Origin of the sequence: Candidatus Kosakonia sp. 282A-S69, assembly GCF_029433855.1 — a bacterium.
Taxonomy (GTDB): domain Bacteria; phylum Pseudomonadota; class Gammaproteobacteria; order Enterobacterales; family Enterobacteriaceae; genus Kosakonia; species Kosakonia cowanii_A.
Genome location: NZ_JAROAU010000003.1, coordinates 1,340,780 through 1,358,705, shown reverse-complemented (window position 1 = coordinate 1,358,705; position 17,926 = coordinate 1,340,780). Strand labels below are relative to the sequence as shown.

At 54.1% G+C, this 17,926-nt stretch carries 16 protein-coding genes; 1 reads left to right on the top strand and 15 read right to left on the bottom strand.

Features of this window, described 5'->3' with window-relative positions:
- Positions 1-127: 127 nt before the first annotated feature.
- The 14 genes from PU683_RS12130 to PU683_RS12065 form a co-directional block, all read right to left on the bottom strand.
- The gene (locus tag PU683_RS12130; protein WP_277171771.1) at positions 128-922 is read right to left on the bottom strand and encodes a lysozyme inhibitor LprI family protein; all 795 of its coding nucleotides are present in this window, start codon (positions 920-922) and stop codon (positions 128-130) included.
- A 3-nt stretch (positions 923-925) separates the two neighbouring features.
- A complete protein-coding gene (locus tag PU683_RS12125) occupies positions 926-1,759 on the bottom strand; it encodes a peptidoglycan-binding protein (RefSeq protein ID WP_277171769.1) in 834 nt (277 codons plus the stop codon).
- Between the two features lie 197 nt (positions 1,760-1,956).
- Positions 1,957-2,439: an Hcp family type VI secretion system effector gene (locus PU683_RS12120; protein WP_023480099.1), complete on the bottom strand. Its 483-nt coding sequence runs from the start codon at positions 2,437-2,439 to the stop codon at positions 1,957-1,959.
- A gap of 200 nt (positions 2,440-2,639) precedes the next feature.
- Positions 2,640-3,134: a T6SS effector amidase Tae4 family protein gene (locus tag PU683_RS12115; protein ID WP_277171767.1), complete on the bottom strand. Its 495-nt coding sequence runs from the start codon at positions 3,132-3,134 to the stop codon at positions 2,640-2,642.
- Complete coding sequence (locus tag PU683_RS12110; protein ID WP_277171765.1) at positions 3,131-3,562, bottom strand: Rap1a/Tai family immunity protein; 432 nt, start codon at positions 3,560-3,562, stop codon at positions 3,131-3,133. Before PU683_RS12110 ends, PU683_RS12115 begins: the two co-directional genes overlap by 4 nt.
- Before the next feature lie 67 nt (positions 3,563-3,629).
- Positions 3,630-5,132 carry a type VI secretion system contractile sheath large subunit gene (gene tssC / locus PU683_RS12105; protein WP_023480123.1) on the bottom strand — a complete coding sequence of 501 codons (1,503 nt, stop codon included), beginning with the start codon at positions 5,130-5,132 and terminating at the stop codon, positions 3,630-3,632.
- A gap of 3 nt (positions 5,133-5,135) precedes the next feature.
- Entirely contained in the window at positions 5,136-5,663 is a 528-nt protein-coding gene (gene tssB, locus PU683_RS12100) for a type VI secretion system contractile sheath small subunit (protein WP_277171762.1), read from the bottom strand.
- A gap of 74 nt (positions 5,664-5,737) precedes the next feature.
- Complete coding sequence (gene tssA, locus PU683_RS12095) at positions 5,738-6,754, bottom strand: type VI secretion system protein TssA (protein WP_277171760.1); 1,017 nt, start codon at positions 6,752-6,754, stop codon at positions 5,738-5,740.
- Between the two features lie 11 nt (positions 6,755-6,765).
- Positions 6,766-7,476, bottom strand: a complete 711-nt coding sequence (tagF, locus tag PU683_RS12090) for a type VI secretion system-associated protein TagF (protein WP_124968090.1) — start codon at positions 7,474-7,476, stop codon at positions 6,766-6,768.
- Between the two features lie 18 nt (positions 7,477-7,494).
- On the bottom strand, positions 7,495-11,106 hold the full coding sequence (gene tssM / locus PU683_RS12085) for a type VI secretion system membrane subunit TssM (RefSeq protein WP_277171756.1): 3,612 nt from the start codon (positions 11,104-11,106) through the stop codon (positions 7,495-7,497).
- 3 nt (positions 11,107-11,109) lie between these two features.
- Positions 11,110-12,348: a DotU family type VI secretion system protein gene (locus PU683_RS12080; RefSeq protein WP_277171754.1), complete on the bottom strand. Its 1,239-nt coding sequence runs from the start codon at positions 12,346-12,348 to the stop codon at positions 11,110-11,112.
- 17 nt (positions 12,349-12,365) lie between these two features.
- Positions 12,366-13,709 carry a type VI secretion system baseplate subunit TssK gene (gene tssK / locus PU683_RS12075; RefSeq protein ID WP_277171752.1) on the bottom strand — a complete coding sequence of 448 codons (1,344 nt, stop codon included), beginning with the start codon at positions 13,707-13,709 and terminating at the stop codon, positions 12,366-12,368.
- A gap of 23 nt (positions 13,710-13,732) precedes the next feature.
- The gene (gene tssJ, locus PU683_RS12070) at positions 13,733-14,239 is read right to left on the bottom strand and encodes a type VI secretion system lipoprotein TssJ (protein WP_023480035.1); all 507 of its coding nucleotides are present in this window, start codon (positions 14,237-14,239) and stop codon (positions 13,733-13,735) included.
- 23 nt (positions 14,240-14,262) lie between these two features.
- Entirely contained in the window at positions 14,263-14,754 is a 492-nt protein-coding gene (locus tag PU683_RS12065) for an SH3 domain-containing protein (protein WP_277171749.1), read from the bottom strand.
- A 970-nt stretch (positions 14,755-15,724) separates the two neighbouring features.
- Between PU683_RS12065 and PU683_RS12060 the strand changes: the two genes are divergently transcribed.
- Positions 15,725-17,428: an alpha,alpha-trehalase gene (locus PU683_RS12060; RefSeq protein ID WP_277171747.1), complete on the top strand. Its 1,704-nt coding sequence runs from the start codon at positions 15,725-15,727 to the stop codon at positions 17,426-17,428.
- A 51-nt stretch (positions 17,429-17,479) separates the two neighbouring features.
- On the opposite strand, the gene PU683_RS12055 is transcribed toward PU683_RS12060, so the two are convergent.
- Entirely contained in the window at positions 17,480-17,731 is a 252-nt protein-coding gene (locus tag PU683_RS12055; RefSeq protein ID WP_277171745.1) for a GlsB/YeaQ/YmgE family stress response membrane protein, read from the bottom strand.
- Positions 17,732-17,926 lie beyond the last annotated feature (195 nt).

The following is a 17,926-nucleotide window of genomic DNA, read 5'->3' as shown; positions in this document are numbered from 1 at the left end:
TGGAGTTATGTGCACTCAAACGGCGCCGTTTTAGGTAAAGCGGCTGCGTTTGAATACGGGCCCTGAAAGCGTTTACTCAGCCCAATGCGGGGAAGGCGGTACGCCCTCCCCGTTAGTGTGAAACGGCTCAGACGCCATCGAGGCTGTGTGCCAGGGTTTCAAGACGATCGGTCATCGATTTTTTCAGGCACTGCGTGTCCGCATTACAGCTGTTGCGCTGGTTTAACCACGCTTTCTGCTGTGATTGCAGCTGTTTGTCGAGATCTTTATTACCGACTTTCACCGCTTCCTCGCGGAAAGAGCGGTACGAACGCGCGACGCTGTTGTCCAGCGATGCCAGTTCGCGATCGCTGCAGATCGCTTTTTCAGGAGCAGAAGCCGCTTTAGCACAATCAAACGATGCTTTCGGTTTGCTGTTTTTATCTACAGGCGCGAGTAACAGGATGGTGCCATCAGTCCAGTTGAGCAGTACGCTTTTGTTAACGACTGCAAGCGTGGCATCGGCGCCCGGATCACCGTTAGAAAAATTTCCCGATGCACAGGTAATGTTTTCCACCTGCACCTTCGCTTTGCCGTCTAAGCCCAGCTCATAGGTTTTGGCTGCGTCTTTCTCCGGAATAGATTGCGTTGCCGCAATCCAGGCGTTGAGCGTGGAGCCGCTCTCTTTTAGCGTTGGTGTCTGGCAGTTTGTTCCCCCCGGCAGCGACGTTGAGATGCCGTGATCGGTGACGCTTAAAAAGCGCCCTACAAGGCGATCGTCATTGAACTGGTAGTTCAGTGTGCGTTCCGATTCGGTATTGATAAAAGCTTGCTTAACCTGCCATTCGCCGTTGACGAGTGAATTATCTGCCCGCGCAAGTGAAGGTAACAAGGTCGCTGCGGAGATTGCCGCCGCCAGCATCACGATTTTATGCGTCTTCATCGGTCAGTTTTTCCCATAGTCGCCGTTTAAATAAAGGTTTACTTCAAAGTTACGACGATTGATCAAGCCTTTCATCACTTTATGCTTACTGGTATTGGCGCGCTTAATTTCTGTCATCGCGTCAGAGATCTGGCCGCGGTTGATAAAGCTGAATACGTTGTCCAGGCGTCCTCCCGGGTTATAAGCGAAGGAGACCAGCGCATCAAACTCATACTGTTTGAGCTGCACAAAAATACCATTTCTAACCTTGCTGACGTACGGAGGAACCGTTGCGCGCAGTAAGTTTGTCTCCTGCTCGTCCGTAAGGCGCACCAGTGTGGCATTGTCTTTCACAAACTGGCTCGCTTTGTCATCATGCAGACCGGAGGCTTTGCTGATCTTCTCCGCCGTGACGCTATCAAGACCGATTTCAATCATTTTCGCTTTGATGGACTGCTCAGAGCGCCCTTTCATATCGTAGCCCGGCCCAAGCGTAACGCCGCTCGCGCCGCCTGGCCAGTGCAGATAACAGCTTTTGTTCGCCCAGGCTTCGCGATGAAAAATGAAGCTCATACCGCTGGCGGAAATATCCATTGCGCCAACCGCCTGACGCCCTGCGCTGCCGGAGATGGGCGGCTGCGGTGCGCGGGTTGTCACGGGTTTGCCCAATGCAGCGAGCGTACGACGCCCGACAATACCGTCCACATGGAGATTCTGTTTTGCCTGGAACTGTTTGACGGCCGTTTCCGTTTTGAAGCCGAAAATACCATCATCACCGACGTTGAACCCTGCCTTACTCAGCAGTTGTTGTAACTCTTTAACATTCGTACCACGATCACCCTTGCGCAGAACACTCATTCGTTCATCCTCAAAATATTCTTTAATATTTATACGCATTCAAACGACACAGCTTTCAGCAAAGCTGCTGCGTTTGAGTAGCAATAGCTCTGTCGCAGGAAGCAGGCTATTTGATAAGAGGGAGTCAAAACTAAAGAGGAATTTGTGGTGTTGGCAGACAGAAAACAGGGTGAGCCCTTGCGGGCTCACCGAAGCAATTACGCTTCTTTGTTTTCTTTGATGTTCCAGCCAGCGCTGGTTTCAGCACCTTTACCGCCGGAAGAGGACTGCTCCCAGTACTGCTGTTTCACTTTCGCAGCCTGGAACGCATAGGTCACACCTACGGTGTCGCCGTTGTCAGCACCGGTGTACTGAACGGAGGTCACCAGCACGTCTTCCAGAGTGATGCGCGCATATTCAACCTGCTGACCACCTGCTTTGCAGACAGATAGTTCAACTTTGGTCAGATGCTTGCCGCTGGAGCAGTGCTTCAGGATAGCGGTAGTAGATTTGTCAATGAGTGCATTTACATGCAGGTCGTTGAAATTGACTTTACCGGCACCGCCGCCACCGCCAACGCTCATGTTCCCTGGCTGTGAAGCACCCCAGGAGAAAGATGTGATATCAGTCCAGCCGGTGTGGTTAGAGTCTTTAGACTCACCCGTAACTCCATCGACCTTCAGAAACATATCAATAGCCATAATATTTACTCTTCGTTAATGATAAATATTGCTTTCGAAAAAGCGCTTATATGGCAAATGGGTAAGCATGGGGCTGAATAAAACCGTCCATATTTTACCTCTGCCTCTTTACATTCCGAAAAAACGGTTGTTTTTCCAGAAATCCTATTCTCTCACACAGAGAAATTTAATCTTTTAAAGTGATGGTTTGATTACCGTAATTAGTTTAATTCCCAGAACCAGATTTCCTTGCAATGCGGAAAACAGTTTGAATTGCAAATAAACGAATTACTTGTTAGGGGCTCAAGCATATCAATGTGTCCACCGCCATAACCATCAATTCTATTGAAAAAAACGACACCACGACGTTTTAAAAGGGCCCGACCACCTTCTGCTTTGTCAGTGTAAATTTCCGCACTACCAAAAATATGGGGTTTATTGAGTTGGTCGGCCAGGAGTTTGGCTCCCATTTCAAATTTTTTACCTTTTAATGGGCCTTTTCTGATTGTAAAACGCCCTGAAAACTCAATGTTACATTTTAACAGTGCCAGGCTCATTCTTACTGCGCAAGTGTTTTCGTACTGGCGGCCTTGCCGCAGCAATGCCTGAAAATCATAGCCTATCTCTGAAAACAGGTCATCAGAGTCAACAAAACCTGTTCGCACATCATTTGAAGAGTAATGTTGCTTTTTCAACTGTTCATATAACGGCCTCATTTTTTACTCCTTTCAGCACAAGGAAGAATATCGGCCATCGATCTAACAATATACTCAGCTGCAGGTTGTTCTCTTTCCTCTGATTTCATTTTTGATAAACTTGAATAAATATATTCATGCGCGGAGCTGGGAAGTATTTTTTTGTAGTCACACCACCTTTTACCTTCAGTTGCATCCAGTACGCCTAAAAAATACATATCAGCTTTAATGCGCTCACGTTCGTTTTTTTTATTGTTCCAGGCATTGAAAAAACGCTCGGCGGTGAGTTTAACATCATGGCCTGTTAACAGTGTAGGATCGCGCGGAAATACGGAAGTATCATCCTCCGGTAAAGATTCAGCCCGGGGATATTCATAAGATTTAGTGGCCGCTAAAACCATCACTGGCAATGCTATTAAACTAATAATAAGTACTGCTCTTATTTTCATCACAAATCCCTCTGTTTCGAAAAGTGTTAGTTGACCGTAAGCGCATCGCGCTTACGGTCTTACAGCCTTACGCCTCTTTAGTTTTCAGCGACGGCAGTTTTGAAACCAGACGCAGAGAAACGGTCAGACCTTCCAGCTGGTAGTGCGGACGCAGGAAGAACTTCGCCGCGTAGTAGCCTGGATTGTCTTCGATCTCCTGCACCTGCACTTCTGCAGCAGCCAGCGGTTTACGCGCTTTGGTCTCCTGCGAGGAGTTCGCCGGGTCACCGTCGACATAGTTCATCACCCAGTCGTTCAGCCAGCGCTCCATCTCATCACGCTCGCGGAAGGAGCCGATTTTGTCACGTACGATGCACTTCAGATAGTGCGCAAAGCGGCAGCAGGCGAAGAGGTACGGCAGACGGGAAGCCAGACGCGCGTTAGCGGTGGCATCAGCGTCGTGATACTCCATCGGTTTCTGCAGCGACTGAGCGCCGATGAAGGCAGCAAAGTCGGAGTTTTTGCGATGGATCAGCGGCATAAAGCCGTTTTTCGCCAGTTCCGCTTCACGACGATCGCTGATGGCGATCTCGGTCGGGCACTTCATGTCCACGCCGCCGTCATCGCTCGGGAAGGTGTGGCAAGGCAGGTTTTCTACCGCACCGCCAGACTCAACGCCGCGGATGGAGGTGCACCAGCCATACTCTTTAAAGGAGCGGTTGATGTTGGTCGCCATGGCATAAGCAGCGTTCGACCAGGTGTAGTTGTTGTGGTTAGCGCCATCGGTCTCTTCTTCAAAATCGAAGCTGTCAACCGGGTTGGTACGGATACCGTACGGCAGACGAGCCAGGAAGCGCGGCATAACCAGGCCCAGATAACGCGCATCTTCAGACTCACGCAGCGAGCGCCATGCAGCGTACTCGGTGTTCTGGAAAATCTTCGTCAAATCGCGCGGGTTAGCCAGTTCCTGCCAGGACTCCATCTGCATTACGCTTGGCGCGGTGCCGGTGATGAACGGGCAGTGTGAGGCCGCACCGATGCGCGCCATTTCACCCAGCAGCTCGACATCCTGCGGGCTGTGGTCGAAGTAGTAGTCGCCAACGAGGCAGCCAAACGGTTCACCACCGAACTGGCCATACTCTTCTTCGTAGATTTTTTTGAACAGCGGGCTCTGATCCCAGCCAACGCCTTTATAGCGCTTCAGGTTACGTCCCAGCTCCTGCTTGGAGATGCTCATAAAGCGGATCTTCAGCATCTCATCGGTTTCCGTGTTATTCACCAGGTGGCTCAGGCCGCGCCAGGCGCTCTCGAGCTTCTGGAAATCTTCGTGGTGAATAATCTGGTTGATCTGCTGTGACAGCTTCTCGTCGATACCGGCAATCAGGTTCTGAATGGTGCGGTAAGTGTCGGAGGAGAAAGTCACGGTGTTCTCCAGCGCCTGCTGCGCCAGGGTTTTCACCGCGCTTTCAACCGCGGAGCGCGCCTGATCGGTTTTTGGACGAAACTCTTTATTGAGCAGAGAGCTGAACTCGTCCTGGCTAAAGGACTGGGCACCCTGCTGCAGTTCTTGTTGTTGAGAAGGATTGCTCATCAATTATTCCTCTTTATTACCTTGCGCGCTCTCGTCACTGTTCGGCATCTGGCTGAGTGATTTCAGCAGGGTCGGATCCTGCAGCACTTTTGCAATCAGCTCTTCAGCACCGTTTTTACCGTCCATATAGGTCAGCAGGTTAGAGAGCTGGGTACGCGCTTCCAGCAGCTTGTTCAACGGTTCCACTTTGCGGGCAACGGCATCCGGCAGGAAGTCATCCATGCTTTCGAAGGTTAAATCCACGTTCAGACGACCATCACCGGTCAGGGTGTTGTCTACGTTAAACGCAACGCGCGGTTTCAGCGCTTTCATGCGCTCATCGAAGTTGTCGACGTCGATTTCAAGGAATTTACGCTCTTCAATAGAAGGTAAGTTCTCCACCGGTTTCCCTACCAGATCCGCCATTACGCCCATCACAAACGGAAGCTGGATTTTGCGCTCCGCGCCGTAAACTTCCACGTCGTACTCGATCTGTACGCGCGGCGCACGGTTGCGGGCGATAAATTTCTGACCACTGTTACTCATTGCCATGATGTTCTCCATCGAATATACGCGGTGAAGGTTTGATGGCAGGCAACATGCCTGCCGTCATAACGCGGTTTGCGTCACTCCTGACGCCCAAAAATATTTTGTAGCTGATTGACGCCGTCCGGCGCCAGATCGCGAATGATCTCCATAAAATCGAGCTCGATTAATCGCTGCACGCGGTCGATCATCAGCGGTGCGGGGTGGCTCGGCTCATGCTGGGCAAAATACTGTTTTACCTTCTCCAGCATTAACTGCGCATCCGCACGCGTGGCGACCTGCGCGGTACGCCAGTCGGTCATCGCAGCTAACGGAACGGCAGCTGCGGGTTGCGCAGTGCTCTGCGTAGGTTGTGGCTCTGATGTCGTCTCGACAGGCTCTTCAGAGCGGGAAGCGCGGCTGACACCCGCAATCATACCCACGGTCTTGAGTAACTGTTCCATTTCCGGCACCCCGCTTTCGCCCAGTTGTTCCAGCAGCCATGTACGGATGGTTTGCAGACGCCCTTCGATTTGCCCGATAGCCTCAATGCCAGGCTGACCGCCGCGCGTCAACTCATCAATCAGACGCACCCGTCCACCGGGATAGCCTGCACACTCAGTTTTGCTGCCATCGAGCAGCGACTGCGCATCACGCACGATAATCTCATCGCCGTTGCTGCGCAGTAATACGGACTGGCGCAGCGTGGTAGTAAGCGACGATTTATCGCTTAACCCGGCCAGCGCATTGATGCGAAAGAAAGGATCAAACTCGCCGCCGTCGGTCAGGGATGGCCAGAGCTGATCCCAGTAAAGGGAGAGCGCCTGCCCCAGCAACAGCAAACCATCCGCATACCCTTCAAGGCCGCGGCGGTGGGTCCAGGCGTGGGTCAACGCCATCATCACACGGATATCTTTAGTGCGTGACAACAAGCCGGTGGCCAGTTTTTCAACGCGCGTCCAGTCAGCGGGTTCAGCTGGAATAATGGTGCTGCCAAACTGCTGCTCGGCTTTCCCCAGGCTTGCCTGCTCCATCGCCTGAAAATCGGCGTCGTACTCAAGGTTTTCGCCGCACGGCTGCTCCGCAGAAACCGGAGCCAGTAACGTTTCAATAGTCATCCGCAACCTGCTTATTCATCAAACATCGGTGGGTAAAGACCGTGGCGCCCCGGTCTTGCGCCGCCTGCCGGTTCAAACAGTAGCGTAAAGAGTTGGCCGGTAAAGTTGCCGCTGTGCACATGCGTGTAGAGCGGATAACCATCGCTACGGTTGGTCCACCAGAAACTAATCTGACGCTGCGGATCAAAGCACTCGGCGGCCTGCTGCCAGCCGATCGATGATTCGCCATCGCCCTCATAACCAATCACATCGAGAATCTCCGAGCGCGCTTCCGGCTCCGCCAGCTGCACCGGCGGGATAGCAAGCAGCGCCTGATCCAGCTGCTCCGGCGAATAGCCGTTGCGCACGGCGTGCAGCATGGTGCGGCCCAGTTGCTGATACCAGTCACCCGCTTGTGCCAGGTGACGCGGCGACCACTCCAGCGGGTTGATCGCCATCAGCGCACAGAGCGGATACTGGCGGCCAACGCTGTCACGCCCGGGAAGCAGACATCCCATCTGCACCTGCTGTCCGCCCAGCATCGGCGGTACAACGAAGTTCCAGATTGGCGCATTGCTGAACTGCCGTTCACTGCCGCGCTGCTCCTCTTTTTGCCAGTTCATCAATCCCACCTGAAACCAGTGGGACCATTGACGCTGCAGAGCGTCGGGAAAGCGGCGCTGGAGAAAATCACCCGCACTGGGCAATTTTCCATACCAGCTAATTGCAGAAGTCGTAGTCATTAGGCGTTCCTTTGCAGTTCAAGGACATGCGAATCGGGGAAGCTGGAACGGATTGCGGATGCTGTTCGGCGCAAACTCCAGCGTGACCTGATGCCCGTCAACCGTGAATGTCGCCTGGCGGCTGAGGCTGCTGCTGCCAGGGCTTACGCGCGCTTTATCGAAAAAGCGGTTCAGCGCCCAGGCGCCGTTGGTCACCAGTGTTGCCGTTGTACCATTGGCCAGACCCAACTGCATGCGCACCTGATTGGTGCCGCCTGTGCCCGGCCAGCTAACAATTTGTACCGCCTGCGGACCGTGGCTGTAGCGCAGGATCTGCCCGTCCACATCCAGCGTCATATTGAGGATAGTGTTATCCATCCGCACTGTACGCACCGTGGTACGAAAAGAGGGTGTTGCACTGCCATTGGCGAAGAAGGCATCGCGAATCGACTGCGCCTGCTGGAACGGTACCAGCACCCCTTCGCTTCCCGGCAGCGTTTTGCCATCGATGCCCGGCATAAAGCGCCATGTAGCCTGCGTGGTATCGACTTTATTTGTCAGGTTGTCGCGAAAGAAGACATCCATCAAGCCGGTGCCCGGGGCAAACATGCGCGCCAGATCGTCCGGCGTCACCTCTGCGCTGGCGGAGCGCACCAGCGGGTAACGCCCGGCAATAGCCTGTCGGCAGAAGCTGCCTAGCTCGACGCTAATACGCTTACGCACATTTTCCATATCACGGCGTTGCGTATCGCTGCTGGCACCCACAGCCATGTTGCTGAACATGGTTTGCAGGCCGCCCGGCAAGCGCCCTGCACTGGCCTGCAGGCGGCTGATCGCCTCCCCGCCCGGCGCTGGCATACCGCTGTTCGCCGCATCCTGCACCGCTGTCAGGTAGCGATAGAGTTCATCAATCTGCTTGAGAAAATCATCAAAGACGATGGTTTTCCCGCCCTTCTCCAGCGGCTGCGCCAGCTCAATGATCGGCGCAAAGTGCTCGGTCACGCGCTGTTCAGGCGTCTGGTTAGCGGCCGCGTTGCCCGCGGCGCTGTTTTCGTGATTGCTGAACAGCGATTCGAGCATCTGCGTACCGCGATTGCTGCTTTCAGGCGTTTTCTCTTTCTCGCCCGCAGCGGGCTCATCGCGCACCAGTGTAAGCTGCTGGCTGAGGTTAACCACCAGACGGCGCAGCGGTGAGTTATTGCTGGAAAGGACGCGCGCAGTGTTAATACGCTGATTGAGATCGGCGCTGTTGTTCAGCTGAATATCGCTTAAGAAGCTGTCCCAGAGGGTAATGAAGTCGCGCGCATAGAGCTGGCGTACCGCGTTATCCGTCTGCTGTTTATCCTCCGGCTGCGTGGTCGAGCCCAGTACCCAGGCGTCATCTTCATGCAGCGAAGCGGTCACTGGCGCAATCTGCGCATTGAAACTGTTCCAGTAGCCGTTCGGCGTATAGAGCCCCGGGATGCCATCATTCACCGGCTTGCCGCTCTTACGCGAGAAGACCAGCTCACTCTGCGGACCACCCAGCGTTGCCAGCGACACCGGCTTCAGGTTTTCATCACGCTCCAGCAGGCGTTTAAGGCGTCCATAGACCCGGGTTGAGAGCGGCTGCTGGTTAATCATTGCCTGCTCGCGGCTGATAAGCGCCTCATCTTTTGCGTAAGGTGAAGCCTGAATCTGCGGCTCCAGCAGCTGCGTCAGGTGCCACTCCAGCTGGCGGATCTGCGCTTTGGTCACATTTTGCGGCAGATTGCGCTCCAGGTTGAGCATCACCCACGAGTGCAGGAATTTGCCATCGTAATGTTTCGGCTGGTAGAGCATCTGATACGCTTTCAGCGCTTCATAGCTGTACTCCACATCGCTGCCGTTATCGTTACGCAGCCAGGTTGTGACGCGCATTGCCACTTCCGGCAGCAGCATCTGCTCAAGTGCTTTTCGGTACAGGGCCTGCGAGGCATCTGACACATCGTTACCACGATAGAGCCCCATACGGCGGGTGATTGGCGGGTGATTGATGTCGAACTCTTCACTCTGCGGCAGTTCGGCAAGACCATTCAGCAGCGGCAGTAAGGCAAACAGATCGCCCTGCTGACGATTACGCAGCGCTTTGATCTCCTGATCCAGCGCCGGCACTTTCGCCTGGACTTCATCAAGGTAATCTTTGTTATTGCCGTAGCTGGTGAACCAGAGCGCGCTGAGGATAACCAGCAGCGCCAGCAGTGCGGCATAACCAGACCAGATCACCGCCCTGCTGCGCAGCTCCCACCAGCGGTTCTGCCCGGCGATCCCCGCCTCCTGAAAGATGACATTCTGCAGCAGGTGTTTAATAAAGAAGCTCTGCCCTTTACCGCCCGGCACCGGCTCATCTTTGCTGACGGAATCCCAGTTGTCGCCCGACTTGCCCTGCGGCAGGGAGAGCGCACGGTTAAGCTCGCCCATCACCCGATCGAAGGGCAGACCTTCCTGCGTACCGCTGGCGAAATAGATACCGCGCGGCGAGAACTCGGTTTCAAAGTTGGAACGGGCAAAAATCGTCTCCAGATAGTCTGAGAGCAGCGGACGCAGCGCGGCAAACTCTTGCGGGAAGAGGAAGCACTCAGCGCGCGCCTGCGGATCGCTCTCACGCAGCATCGTGTCCGGCAGCCCGGCATCAAGACGCTGCTGCAACAGGGCAAACTCCTGAATAAAACTGCCCTGCAGATCGAAATCGGCGAGCTTCGCTTTTTCCCACGGGAAGGTGAAGCCCCAGATCTGATCGCGCTGCGCTTTATCAAAACCGGAGAAGTAGGCGCGGAAGCCTTTAAGCAGGTCAGCTTTCGTTACCAGCACATAGACCGGGAAACGGATGCCCAGCTGCTCGTGCAGTTCGGTCAGACGCTTGCGCAGGTTGAGCGCCTGCTCCCGCGAAGCCTCGGCAGACTGAGTAAGCAGATCGGCGATGCTGATGGTGATAATCACACCGTTAATTGGCTGACGGCGACGATATTTCTGCAGCAGACCAAGGAATTTATTCCACTCGCTGGCATCCTGAACCTGTTCGCTCTCCTGCGTGGTGTAGCGCCCGGCGGTATCGAGCAGAACCGCTTCATTAGTAAACCACCAGTCGCAGTTGCGCGTTCCGCCGATGCCGCGCAGCGCTGTTTTACCAAAGCGGTCGGCAAGAGGGAACTGCAGGCCGGAGTTGACCAGCGCGGTGGTTTTACCGGAGCCTGGCGCGCCGATAATGACATACCACGGCAGTTGATAGAGGTACTGAGTACTGAAGCGCTGCGTCCAGAGACCACGCTGGCCCGGCTGATTGAAGTGCGCTTTTTTCAGTACCTGCGCCGCCTCTTCGAAACGGTCGTTCAGCACCTGATCGTCGCTGGTCAGACGTTGACGCTCAGCGGGATCTTTCGCCTCTTCACTTTTGAGGTTGTCCATCAGCTTGCGATTAAGCCACGCGTTATAGAGACGCGGAACAATGTGGCTGTGAACCCAAATCAGGTACATCACCGCAATGGCGATCATGCGGTTTTGCTCGGACTCCAGAGGACGGGAGTCGACTACCGACAGCAGCGGCCCGATCATCCAGATAACCGCCGCCAGCCCGGTAACGCCAAGGAACCCCCACAAAATGCGGTTAGTCAGCAATGAAAGCAACATGTTCATCCATTAGTTTCCTTGCGGCAGTCCGTTCAGCTCGGCGGCCGTATTTTCCGGCGACACAAGCAAGGTGATTTCGACACGGCGGTTACGCGCGCGGTTTTCGGCCGAGTTGTTCGGCGCGATGGGATCCATCTCCCCTCGCCCTTCGGCTTTCACACGCTCCGGCTGCGAAAGGTGTTTTTGCAGCAGAGACTGCACAGAGCGCGCGCGCTCCAGCGAGAGCTCATAGTTGGAGGCGAAACGTGCGCTACGGATCGGCACGTTATCACTGAAACCGACCACCAGGATTTTACCGCTGACGTTGTTCATTGCCTGCGCGACGCGGTCGATGACCGGCTCGTAACTTTCGCGGGCGACCGTCGAGGCAGAGGCAAACAGCCCGTCGCCTTTCAGGGTCACGACGCTGCGATCGGCCTCATCACGCACTGCCACCAGCCCGGCCTTGATTTCAGGACGCAGGAACTCACGCAGGTTAAGCACTGGCTGCACATGCTGCACCGGCTGTTGAACTGAGACTTCCGGTAGCTGTGTCTGGTAGATCTTCGCCAACACCGGGTTGGTGTTGTCGCCCAGCCGCCAGTTGAGCACGATATAGAAGAGGCAGGCGAGGAAACCGGCAAGCCCGGCGCAGGCCCACAATGGGATCACCGGACGCCACAACTTGCGCATCACCGGCTGATCTTCCGGGTGCGACGAGAGCGGCGGTGGGTAGTTGCCCCGTACGCCGCGGATCATCTGCCACAAACGCTGCTTGATGGTTTCAAGCTGCGTACGACCGTTGTCCATTACCCGATAGCGCCCTTCAAAACCAAGCAGCAGGCAGAAGTTGATTAACTCAAGCAGCGCAATATGCTCGCGCGGGTTTTGCGACAGACGCGCCAGCAGCTGGAAGAACTTCTCGCCGCCCCAGGTTTCGTTATGAAACGTCACCAGCAGGCCGCTACCGGACCACACGCCGCGGCTGCCCCACGGCGTCAGCGCGGCGGCTTCATCCAACGCGGTGCAAAGACAGTAGCGTGCGCCCACGATGACTTCGTACGCCAGGCCAGATTGCTGGCAGCGCACTTCAAAACGGCGAATTTCATCAATCAGGTGCTGACGTAGCCCGCTTTGGTCGTCATGAGAGACCGAATAGCGGATCTGCGGTATCGCGTTGAGCAGCGGATTTGCGGCCGCTACCAACGGATTGTTACCACTTGCTCCTGCCAGGACGGCATCGCTGCCGGAGGCGTGTTGTTGCTGCATAGTGTGCGCTCGCTGTGTTATTCCGTCGGGCTACGGATGGCCCAAAATTCCATATCAAGACCGGGGAATTCGCCCGCGAGATGCAGTGCGAAAGCGCCCGATTTTTCCATTTCGTTCCAGAGCTCGCCGCCCTTTTCCAGTTCAAAATAGTTATAACCGGCGTGCCATGGAATTTGCGGCGGTGCAACGGGCATGCTGCGTAGCTTCATGCCGGGCAGCTGAAGCTGCACCAAATCGCGAATTTTGGTTACCGGCGCGACTTTCATCTGCGCCGGGAAGTGGGTTTGCAGAAGTTCGCCCGGCACGCTGGCTTTCACTGCCAGCACAAAACCAAACTCACGCGCCATCGTGGTGGTTGGCAGCGTGGCGATATTCAGGCCGTGGGTGCGTTCGGTAAGCGGCAGCTGGATGGCATGCTCTTCCATTACCAGTGACAGACCCTGGCGCAGCATCAGCTGCAGTTTGCTGAAGCAGCCAGCAAGATCGTCATGGTCATAAATCGGTAGCGTCTCTTCCGGCGAGCGCGCCGCGGTCCAGGTGGTGAGCTCGGTGGCAAACGCCAGCCAGCTGCGCCATAGCTCTTCCGGGTGGATCATCGGCAGCGATTTCAGGTGCGACATCTGCCCGACATGGTGGTTGATAAGCGCCAGCAGCGAGAACTCCACCATTTCGGAAGTGTTGAAACGCCCCGGCTGGCGCAGGCGCTGGCCAATCTGCTGGCTGCGCTGCATCAGCAGGCTCTGCAGATCGTTCATAACGGCGTAGAGAGAAGGGTTATTGACCGCGTTTAACATCGGCGGAATGTAGCGGTTGTCGATACGCACCTGGTTGTCGTTGCGCTTTTCCAGCACATGCGCCACGCCAATTGCCGTCCACTCCGCGCTGAGATCCTTCTCCAGCATCAGTTTCAGGCGCAGACGGCCAAACTGCACCGCGGCTGGCCCAACGGACATCGCGTTGTCGTCATCGACTTCGCTCTCCCAGGTGATGTAGCGCGCCAGCGAATCTTTCTCTTCGCTGAAAATCACTTCATCACGGCCGCCACGTCGGGCTGGCAGCGCCAGCACCACGCGTTCGTTAGTGAGATTGTCCGGGATCACCAGAGGGGTTGGTGCCTGGCGCGCATCGTTGAAAGAGAAGAAGGTGCCGTCTGGCAGCAAGCCGCTGGCATAACTGACGGCAATGCATCCCTGGCGAAGCATCGCATCATCCAGTTCGATATCAAGGTAGCCCCACAGATAGGGGCGCTGCAGGGTTCCCCACTCGCGAATATGGTGCTGGAGATAGCTTTCCGCGCGTTGAAAATGGTGAGGACGCAGAAACATACCTTCGGTCCAGACGACCTTTTCTGCTTTATTCATACTGTATTCCTGTCAGGATGGCGCTATTTGGAAATCACGCGTATTCCGTTAACGTCGAGAAAGATGTTGGCTTCCAGCGCATCTTCTGACGATTTCCAGAACTCATAGAAGTGAGACTCGCCCTGTACCGGAAGCGGCAGGGAGATTCGCCATTTTTTGCCGTCGAGCGCCTGATACTCCGCCATCACGCCGATGTAGCGCGCTTCAGGCGAACTGTTGCCGGTCAGCGTTTTTGACAGCTGACCGGGCATCAGGAAGAACTCATCACTGTTCAGCAGATTGCCGCCCAGTGCGCTATCGGCGTTGTTTTGCAGCGACCAGAAATCGGCGGACATAAATGTCGCGTCCGATTTCAACAGCAACACCCTGACTTTAAGGGGAGCGGACTCATTGATTTGCGGATGAGCCCTGAACTGAAGGTTATAGCTGGTAGGTACGCTGTGTGAAGACGATCCACAACCGCTGGCCAGGGTGGCCAGCACAAAGAAAAACACCAGGCTAATCTGGCGTACAACCGAATTATTATTCATAGCAGGTACTCATCACGGCTGGATTAATCGATGATCCAGGTCCCGGATTTTACGTTTTTGCACGCTTTACCGCTGCCGTCGACCGTTACGCAGTTCGCTTTTTTACGCTGAACTTTGCGGCGATCGTTACGCAGGGTTTTTTCGTACAGTTCGCTTTTAACGACCGCACGCATCGGCACGTAGCCAATCAGCTCTTCCTGACCTTCATCGGCCAGCGCCATCCAGAAGTGTTCAACCTGGCCAAGCACAACATAGGTTTTGCCCGCTTCCAGCTGGCGAATCACTTTGCCGCCGAAATCAGGTTTGCTCATGACGGAAGCCGGGTAGAGCGCGCGGTAATCTTGCTTAACGGGTTCGAACTCTTTCGGCGGCAGTACGGCATAACGGTGAGTAAGGGTTACGCCATTAACTTCACTGGTAACAATGGTGTCGTCGGAAGGTGCGGGTTTCGGGTGTTTTACACAGCCAGAGACGCCAAAAGCAAAAAGAAGAGCCAATACGATTCGCATGTTCATAGGGTTTGTTCCATTGCAAATATATTACTGTGTTGACGTGCATCGTTATGGAGAGGGGAAATGAAATCGTTATGAATGACTCAGTTCCTTGTCCGATAAACGACCTGATAATGAATTAAGGGCATAGCTACCGCACGAGCCTGTCCGCAAGGACCGCCGCAACAATATTACTTTTCATTGACTATCGTGACATGATTTTACAGATCGGATAATTCAATTCAATATCATTGCCGAGCCGTTGAAAAACTATTACTTAATTCTTTTGCAAATTAGGATAAATCTCAAGAAATAATTTCACTTAAGCAGATATTCGGCAAAATTTTGTTCTGAGATGAATACCTCTTTGCCAATTATAAGGCTAACGCGATGAATAATAATAGAAATTTTATATGCAAAAGCAGTTAGTATGTAGCCTCAAATATGAGATAGGAATATTCCTAAAAGTCAAAAGCAACCACGCAATACTACAATATTTGGTAGCTCATATACCACCTTGACCGTGTAACCTTTGCATCAGGAATGTTTATTTGGGACTTTTCTCCGCTAACGCCTCTTTTTTTGCGAAATATATCGACTTTTACTCTTCGAATTCTGCAAAAAAACGATAGTTACGGACAAAACTATTACTCCGGTAAATCGCTTTTACAAGGTTCATACACAAATTTATTTTATTCAGTGTGGCTAAAATCTAATAAAGTGCTCTTAACGGAATCCATTCAGCCGCCCGACCGGGATGAAAGATGATGCAAGCGCCAGCGTGCTCTCTTTAATGTATCGCTCTCCTGCCATACATTCTGCCCCCTTACCCCTCTGAAACACATCAAACAAGTTGCCAGCTCAGGTGCGAGAGGTAATTACTCCGGATTGACACAAAATGGCGGGCACCGCACACGAATTGTCTGAGATTCGTCTATGGTTTTGGTCAAGGTTGAATGCAGCGGCCCGCTGCGTGTTCGCTAAGGAGAAATCGATGATAAAACCTGTTTTGCGCCAGCCGCGCACCCTTTTTCTGGTCATACAACTTGCGTTGGGTGGAACACTATTTGCCGCAAATGCCCCAACGTTCGCTGCTGAGGCGCAAAACCCGCCGCAAACCCCTGACATTCTTCTTGGTCCGCTATTCAGTGATGTGCAAAGCGCGAAACTCTTCCCCGATCAAAAAACCTTTGCCGATGCTGTTCCCAAGGGCGATCCGTTGATGATCCTCGCGGATTACCGCATGCAGCGGAACCAGAGCAGCTTTGATCTGCGCCATTTTGTCGAGGTGAACTTTACGTTGCCGGAAAAAGGTAAGCCCTATGTCCCGCCTGCCGGACAAAGCCTGCGTGAACATATCGACGGCTTATGGTCAGAACTGACACGCACCACAGACAGCGCGGGCAAATGGGATTCGCTGTTGCCGCTGCCTAAACCCTATGTCGTTCCCGGCGGTCGTTTTCGCGAAGTCTATTACTGGGATAGCTACTTCACTATGCTCGGCCTGGCTGAAAGCGGCCACTGGGACAAGATCGAAGATATGGTCGCCAACTTCGGGTATGAAATTGATACCTGGGGACATATTCCTAATGGCAACCGCAGCTACTATCTCAGCCGTTCTCAACCGCCCTTCTTCTCATTGATGGTGGAGTTACTGGCAACCCATGATGGCGATGACGCGCTGAAAACCTGGCTGCCGCAGATGGAGAAGGAGTATCAGTACTGGATGGAGGGTGCCGATGCGCTGCAGCCGGGTGAGGCGAATAAGCGCGTGGTGAAATTGAGCGATGGCAGCGTGCTGAACCGCTACTGGGATGACGCGTCAACGCCGCGCCCGGAGTCATGGCTGGCCGATGTCACCACGGCGAAAAACAATCCGAACCGCCCGGCCACGGAGATCTACCGCGATCTTCGCGCGGCGGCGGCCTCAGGCTGGGACTTTAGCTCCCGCTGGATGGACGATCCTCAACAGCTTGGCACGATCCGCACCACCAGCATCGTACCGGTCGATCTCAATGCGCTGATGTTTAAGATGGAGAAGATGCTCTCCCGCGCTTATCAGGTCTCTGGCGATAGCGCTAAAGCGAGCCACTACGATGCGCTGGCAACAGCCCGGCAAAAAGCGATTGAAACCAATTTGTGGAACACCAAAGAGGGGTGGTACGCCGATTACGATCTTAAAACCAAAAAGGTGCGTAACCAGCTGACCGCTGCAGCCCTCTACCCACTGTTTGTTAACGCGGCAGCGAAAGATCGCGCTGACAAAGTGGCAGCGGTAACCGAAGCGCGTCTGTTAAAAGCAGGCGGCATATCCACCACAACCGTAAAAAGTGGTCAACAGTGGGATGCTCCGAACGGTTGGGCACCGCTACAGTGGGTCGCTACCGCCGGGTTGCAGAACTACGATCACCAAAAACTGGCGATGAGCGTCAGCTGGCGCTTCCTTACCAATGTTCAGCACACCTACGATCGCGAGCAGAAGCTGGTGGAAAAATATGATGTCAGTTCCACCGGCACGGGCGGCGGCGGCGGCGAGTATCCGCTGCAGGATGGCTTTGGCTGGACGAACGGCGTGACGCTAAAAATGCTTGATCTCATCTGCCCGAAAGAGAAGCCGTGCGATAGCGTGCCGGAACAGCAGACTGCTGAGAGTGCTAAGCCTGTCGCTGAACCGGCTGCCCAGAAAGTGGCACAGTAGCGCATAAAAAAAGGCCGCGTGAGAGTGCGGCCTTTTTTCAGAGGAGATCTGTTACCGGCGTAACAGGCGGAAGACCGCCAGCACCACAATCGCGCCGATCACCGCGACGATAAAGCTGTGCATGTCGAAGCCCGTAATGTCGCCGCCATAACCGAACATTGTTGCCAGCCAACCACCGACCACTGCCCCGACAATCCCCAGCACACAGGTCAGAATGAAGCCGCCGCCGTCGCGTCCAGGCATAATGAATTTCGCGATCACGCCCGCAATCAGGCCAAATACAATCCACGCGAGAATACCCATATTCACTTTCTCCTTTCGTTTATGACGTGTAAATGAACACACCACCTTGCAGTGCGTTGCGTACAGTATAGATGCCTTACGCAAAAGCGCTGTCATCTCACAGACTTAATTAAAACCTTAATGAAATAATTACTACCATTTGTATTAAGTTCTGGCATAGATTGCCGATAACCCAAAGACGTTGTGTCAGTATTG

Coding starts and splice junctions, on each gene's coding strand:
- PU683_RS12125 (WP_277171769.1), bottom strand. CDS start 1,759: ATGAGTGTTCTGCGCAAGGGTGATCGTGGTACGAATGTTAAAGAGTTA.
- tssM (WP_277171756.1), bottom strand. CDS start 11,106: ATGAACATGTTGCTTTCATTGCTGACTAACCGCATTTTGTGGGGGTTC.
- PU683_RS12055 (WP_277171745.1), bottom strand. CDS start 17,731: ATGGGTATTCTCGCGTGGATTGTATTTGGCCTGATTGCGGGCGTGATC.
- tssB (WP_277171762.1), bottom strand. CDS start 5,663: ATGGCAATGAGTAACAGTGGTCAGAAATTTATCGCCCGCAACCGTGCG.
- tssC (WP_023480123.1), bottom strand. CDS start 5,132: ATGAGCAATCCTTCTCAACAACAAGAACTGCAGCAGGGTGCCCAGTCC.
- PU683_RS12110 (WP_277171765.1), bottom strand. CDS start 3,562: ATGAAAATAAGAGCAGTACTTATTATTAGTTTAATAGCATTGCCAGTG.
- PU683_RS12065 (WP_277171749.1), bottom strand. CDS start 14,754: ATGAACATGCGAATCGTATTGGCTCTTCTTTTTGCTTTTGGCGTCTCT.
- tssA (WP_277171760.1), bottom strand. CDS start 6,754: ATGACTATTGAAACGTTACTGGCTCCGGTTTCTGCGGAGCAGCCGTGC.
- PU683_RS12115 (WP_277171767.1), bottom strand. CDS start 3,134: ATGAGGCCGTTATATGAACAGTTGAAAAAGCAACATTACTCTTCAAAT.
- PU683_RS12060 (WP_277171747.1), top strand. CDS start 15,725: ATGATAAAACCTGTTTTGCGCCAGCCGCGCACCCTTTTTCTGGTCATA.
- PU683_RS12130 (WP_277171771.1), bottom strand. CDS start 922: ATGAAGACGCATAAAATCGTGATGCTGGCGGCGGCAATCTCCGCAGCG.
- tssJ (WP_023480035.1), bottom strand. CDS start 14,239: ATGAATAATAATTCGGTTGTACGCCAGATTAGCCTGGTGTTTTTCTTT.
- tagF (WP_124968090.1), bottom strand. CDS start 7,476: ATGACTACGACTTCTGCAATTAGCTGGTATGGAAAATTGCCCAGTGCG.
- tssK (WP_277171752.1), bottom strand. CDS start 13,709: ATGAATAAAGCAGAAAAGGTCGTCTGGACCGAAGGTATGTTTCTGCGT.
- PU683_RS12080 (WP_277171754.1), bottom strand. CDS start 12,348: ATGCAGCAACAACACGCCTCCGGCAGCGATGCCGTCCTGGCAGGAGCA.
- PU683_RS12120 (WP_023480099.1), bottom strand. CDS start 2,439: ATGGCTATTGATATGTTTCTGAAGGTCGATGGAGTTACGGGTGAGTCT.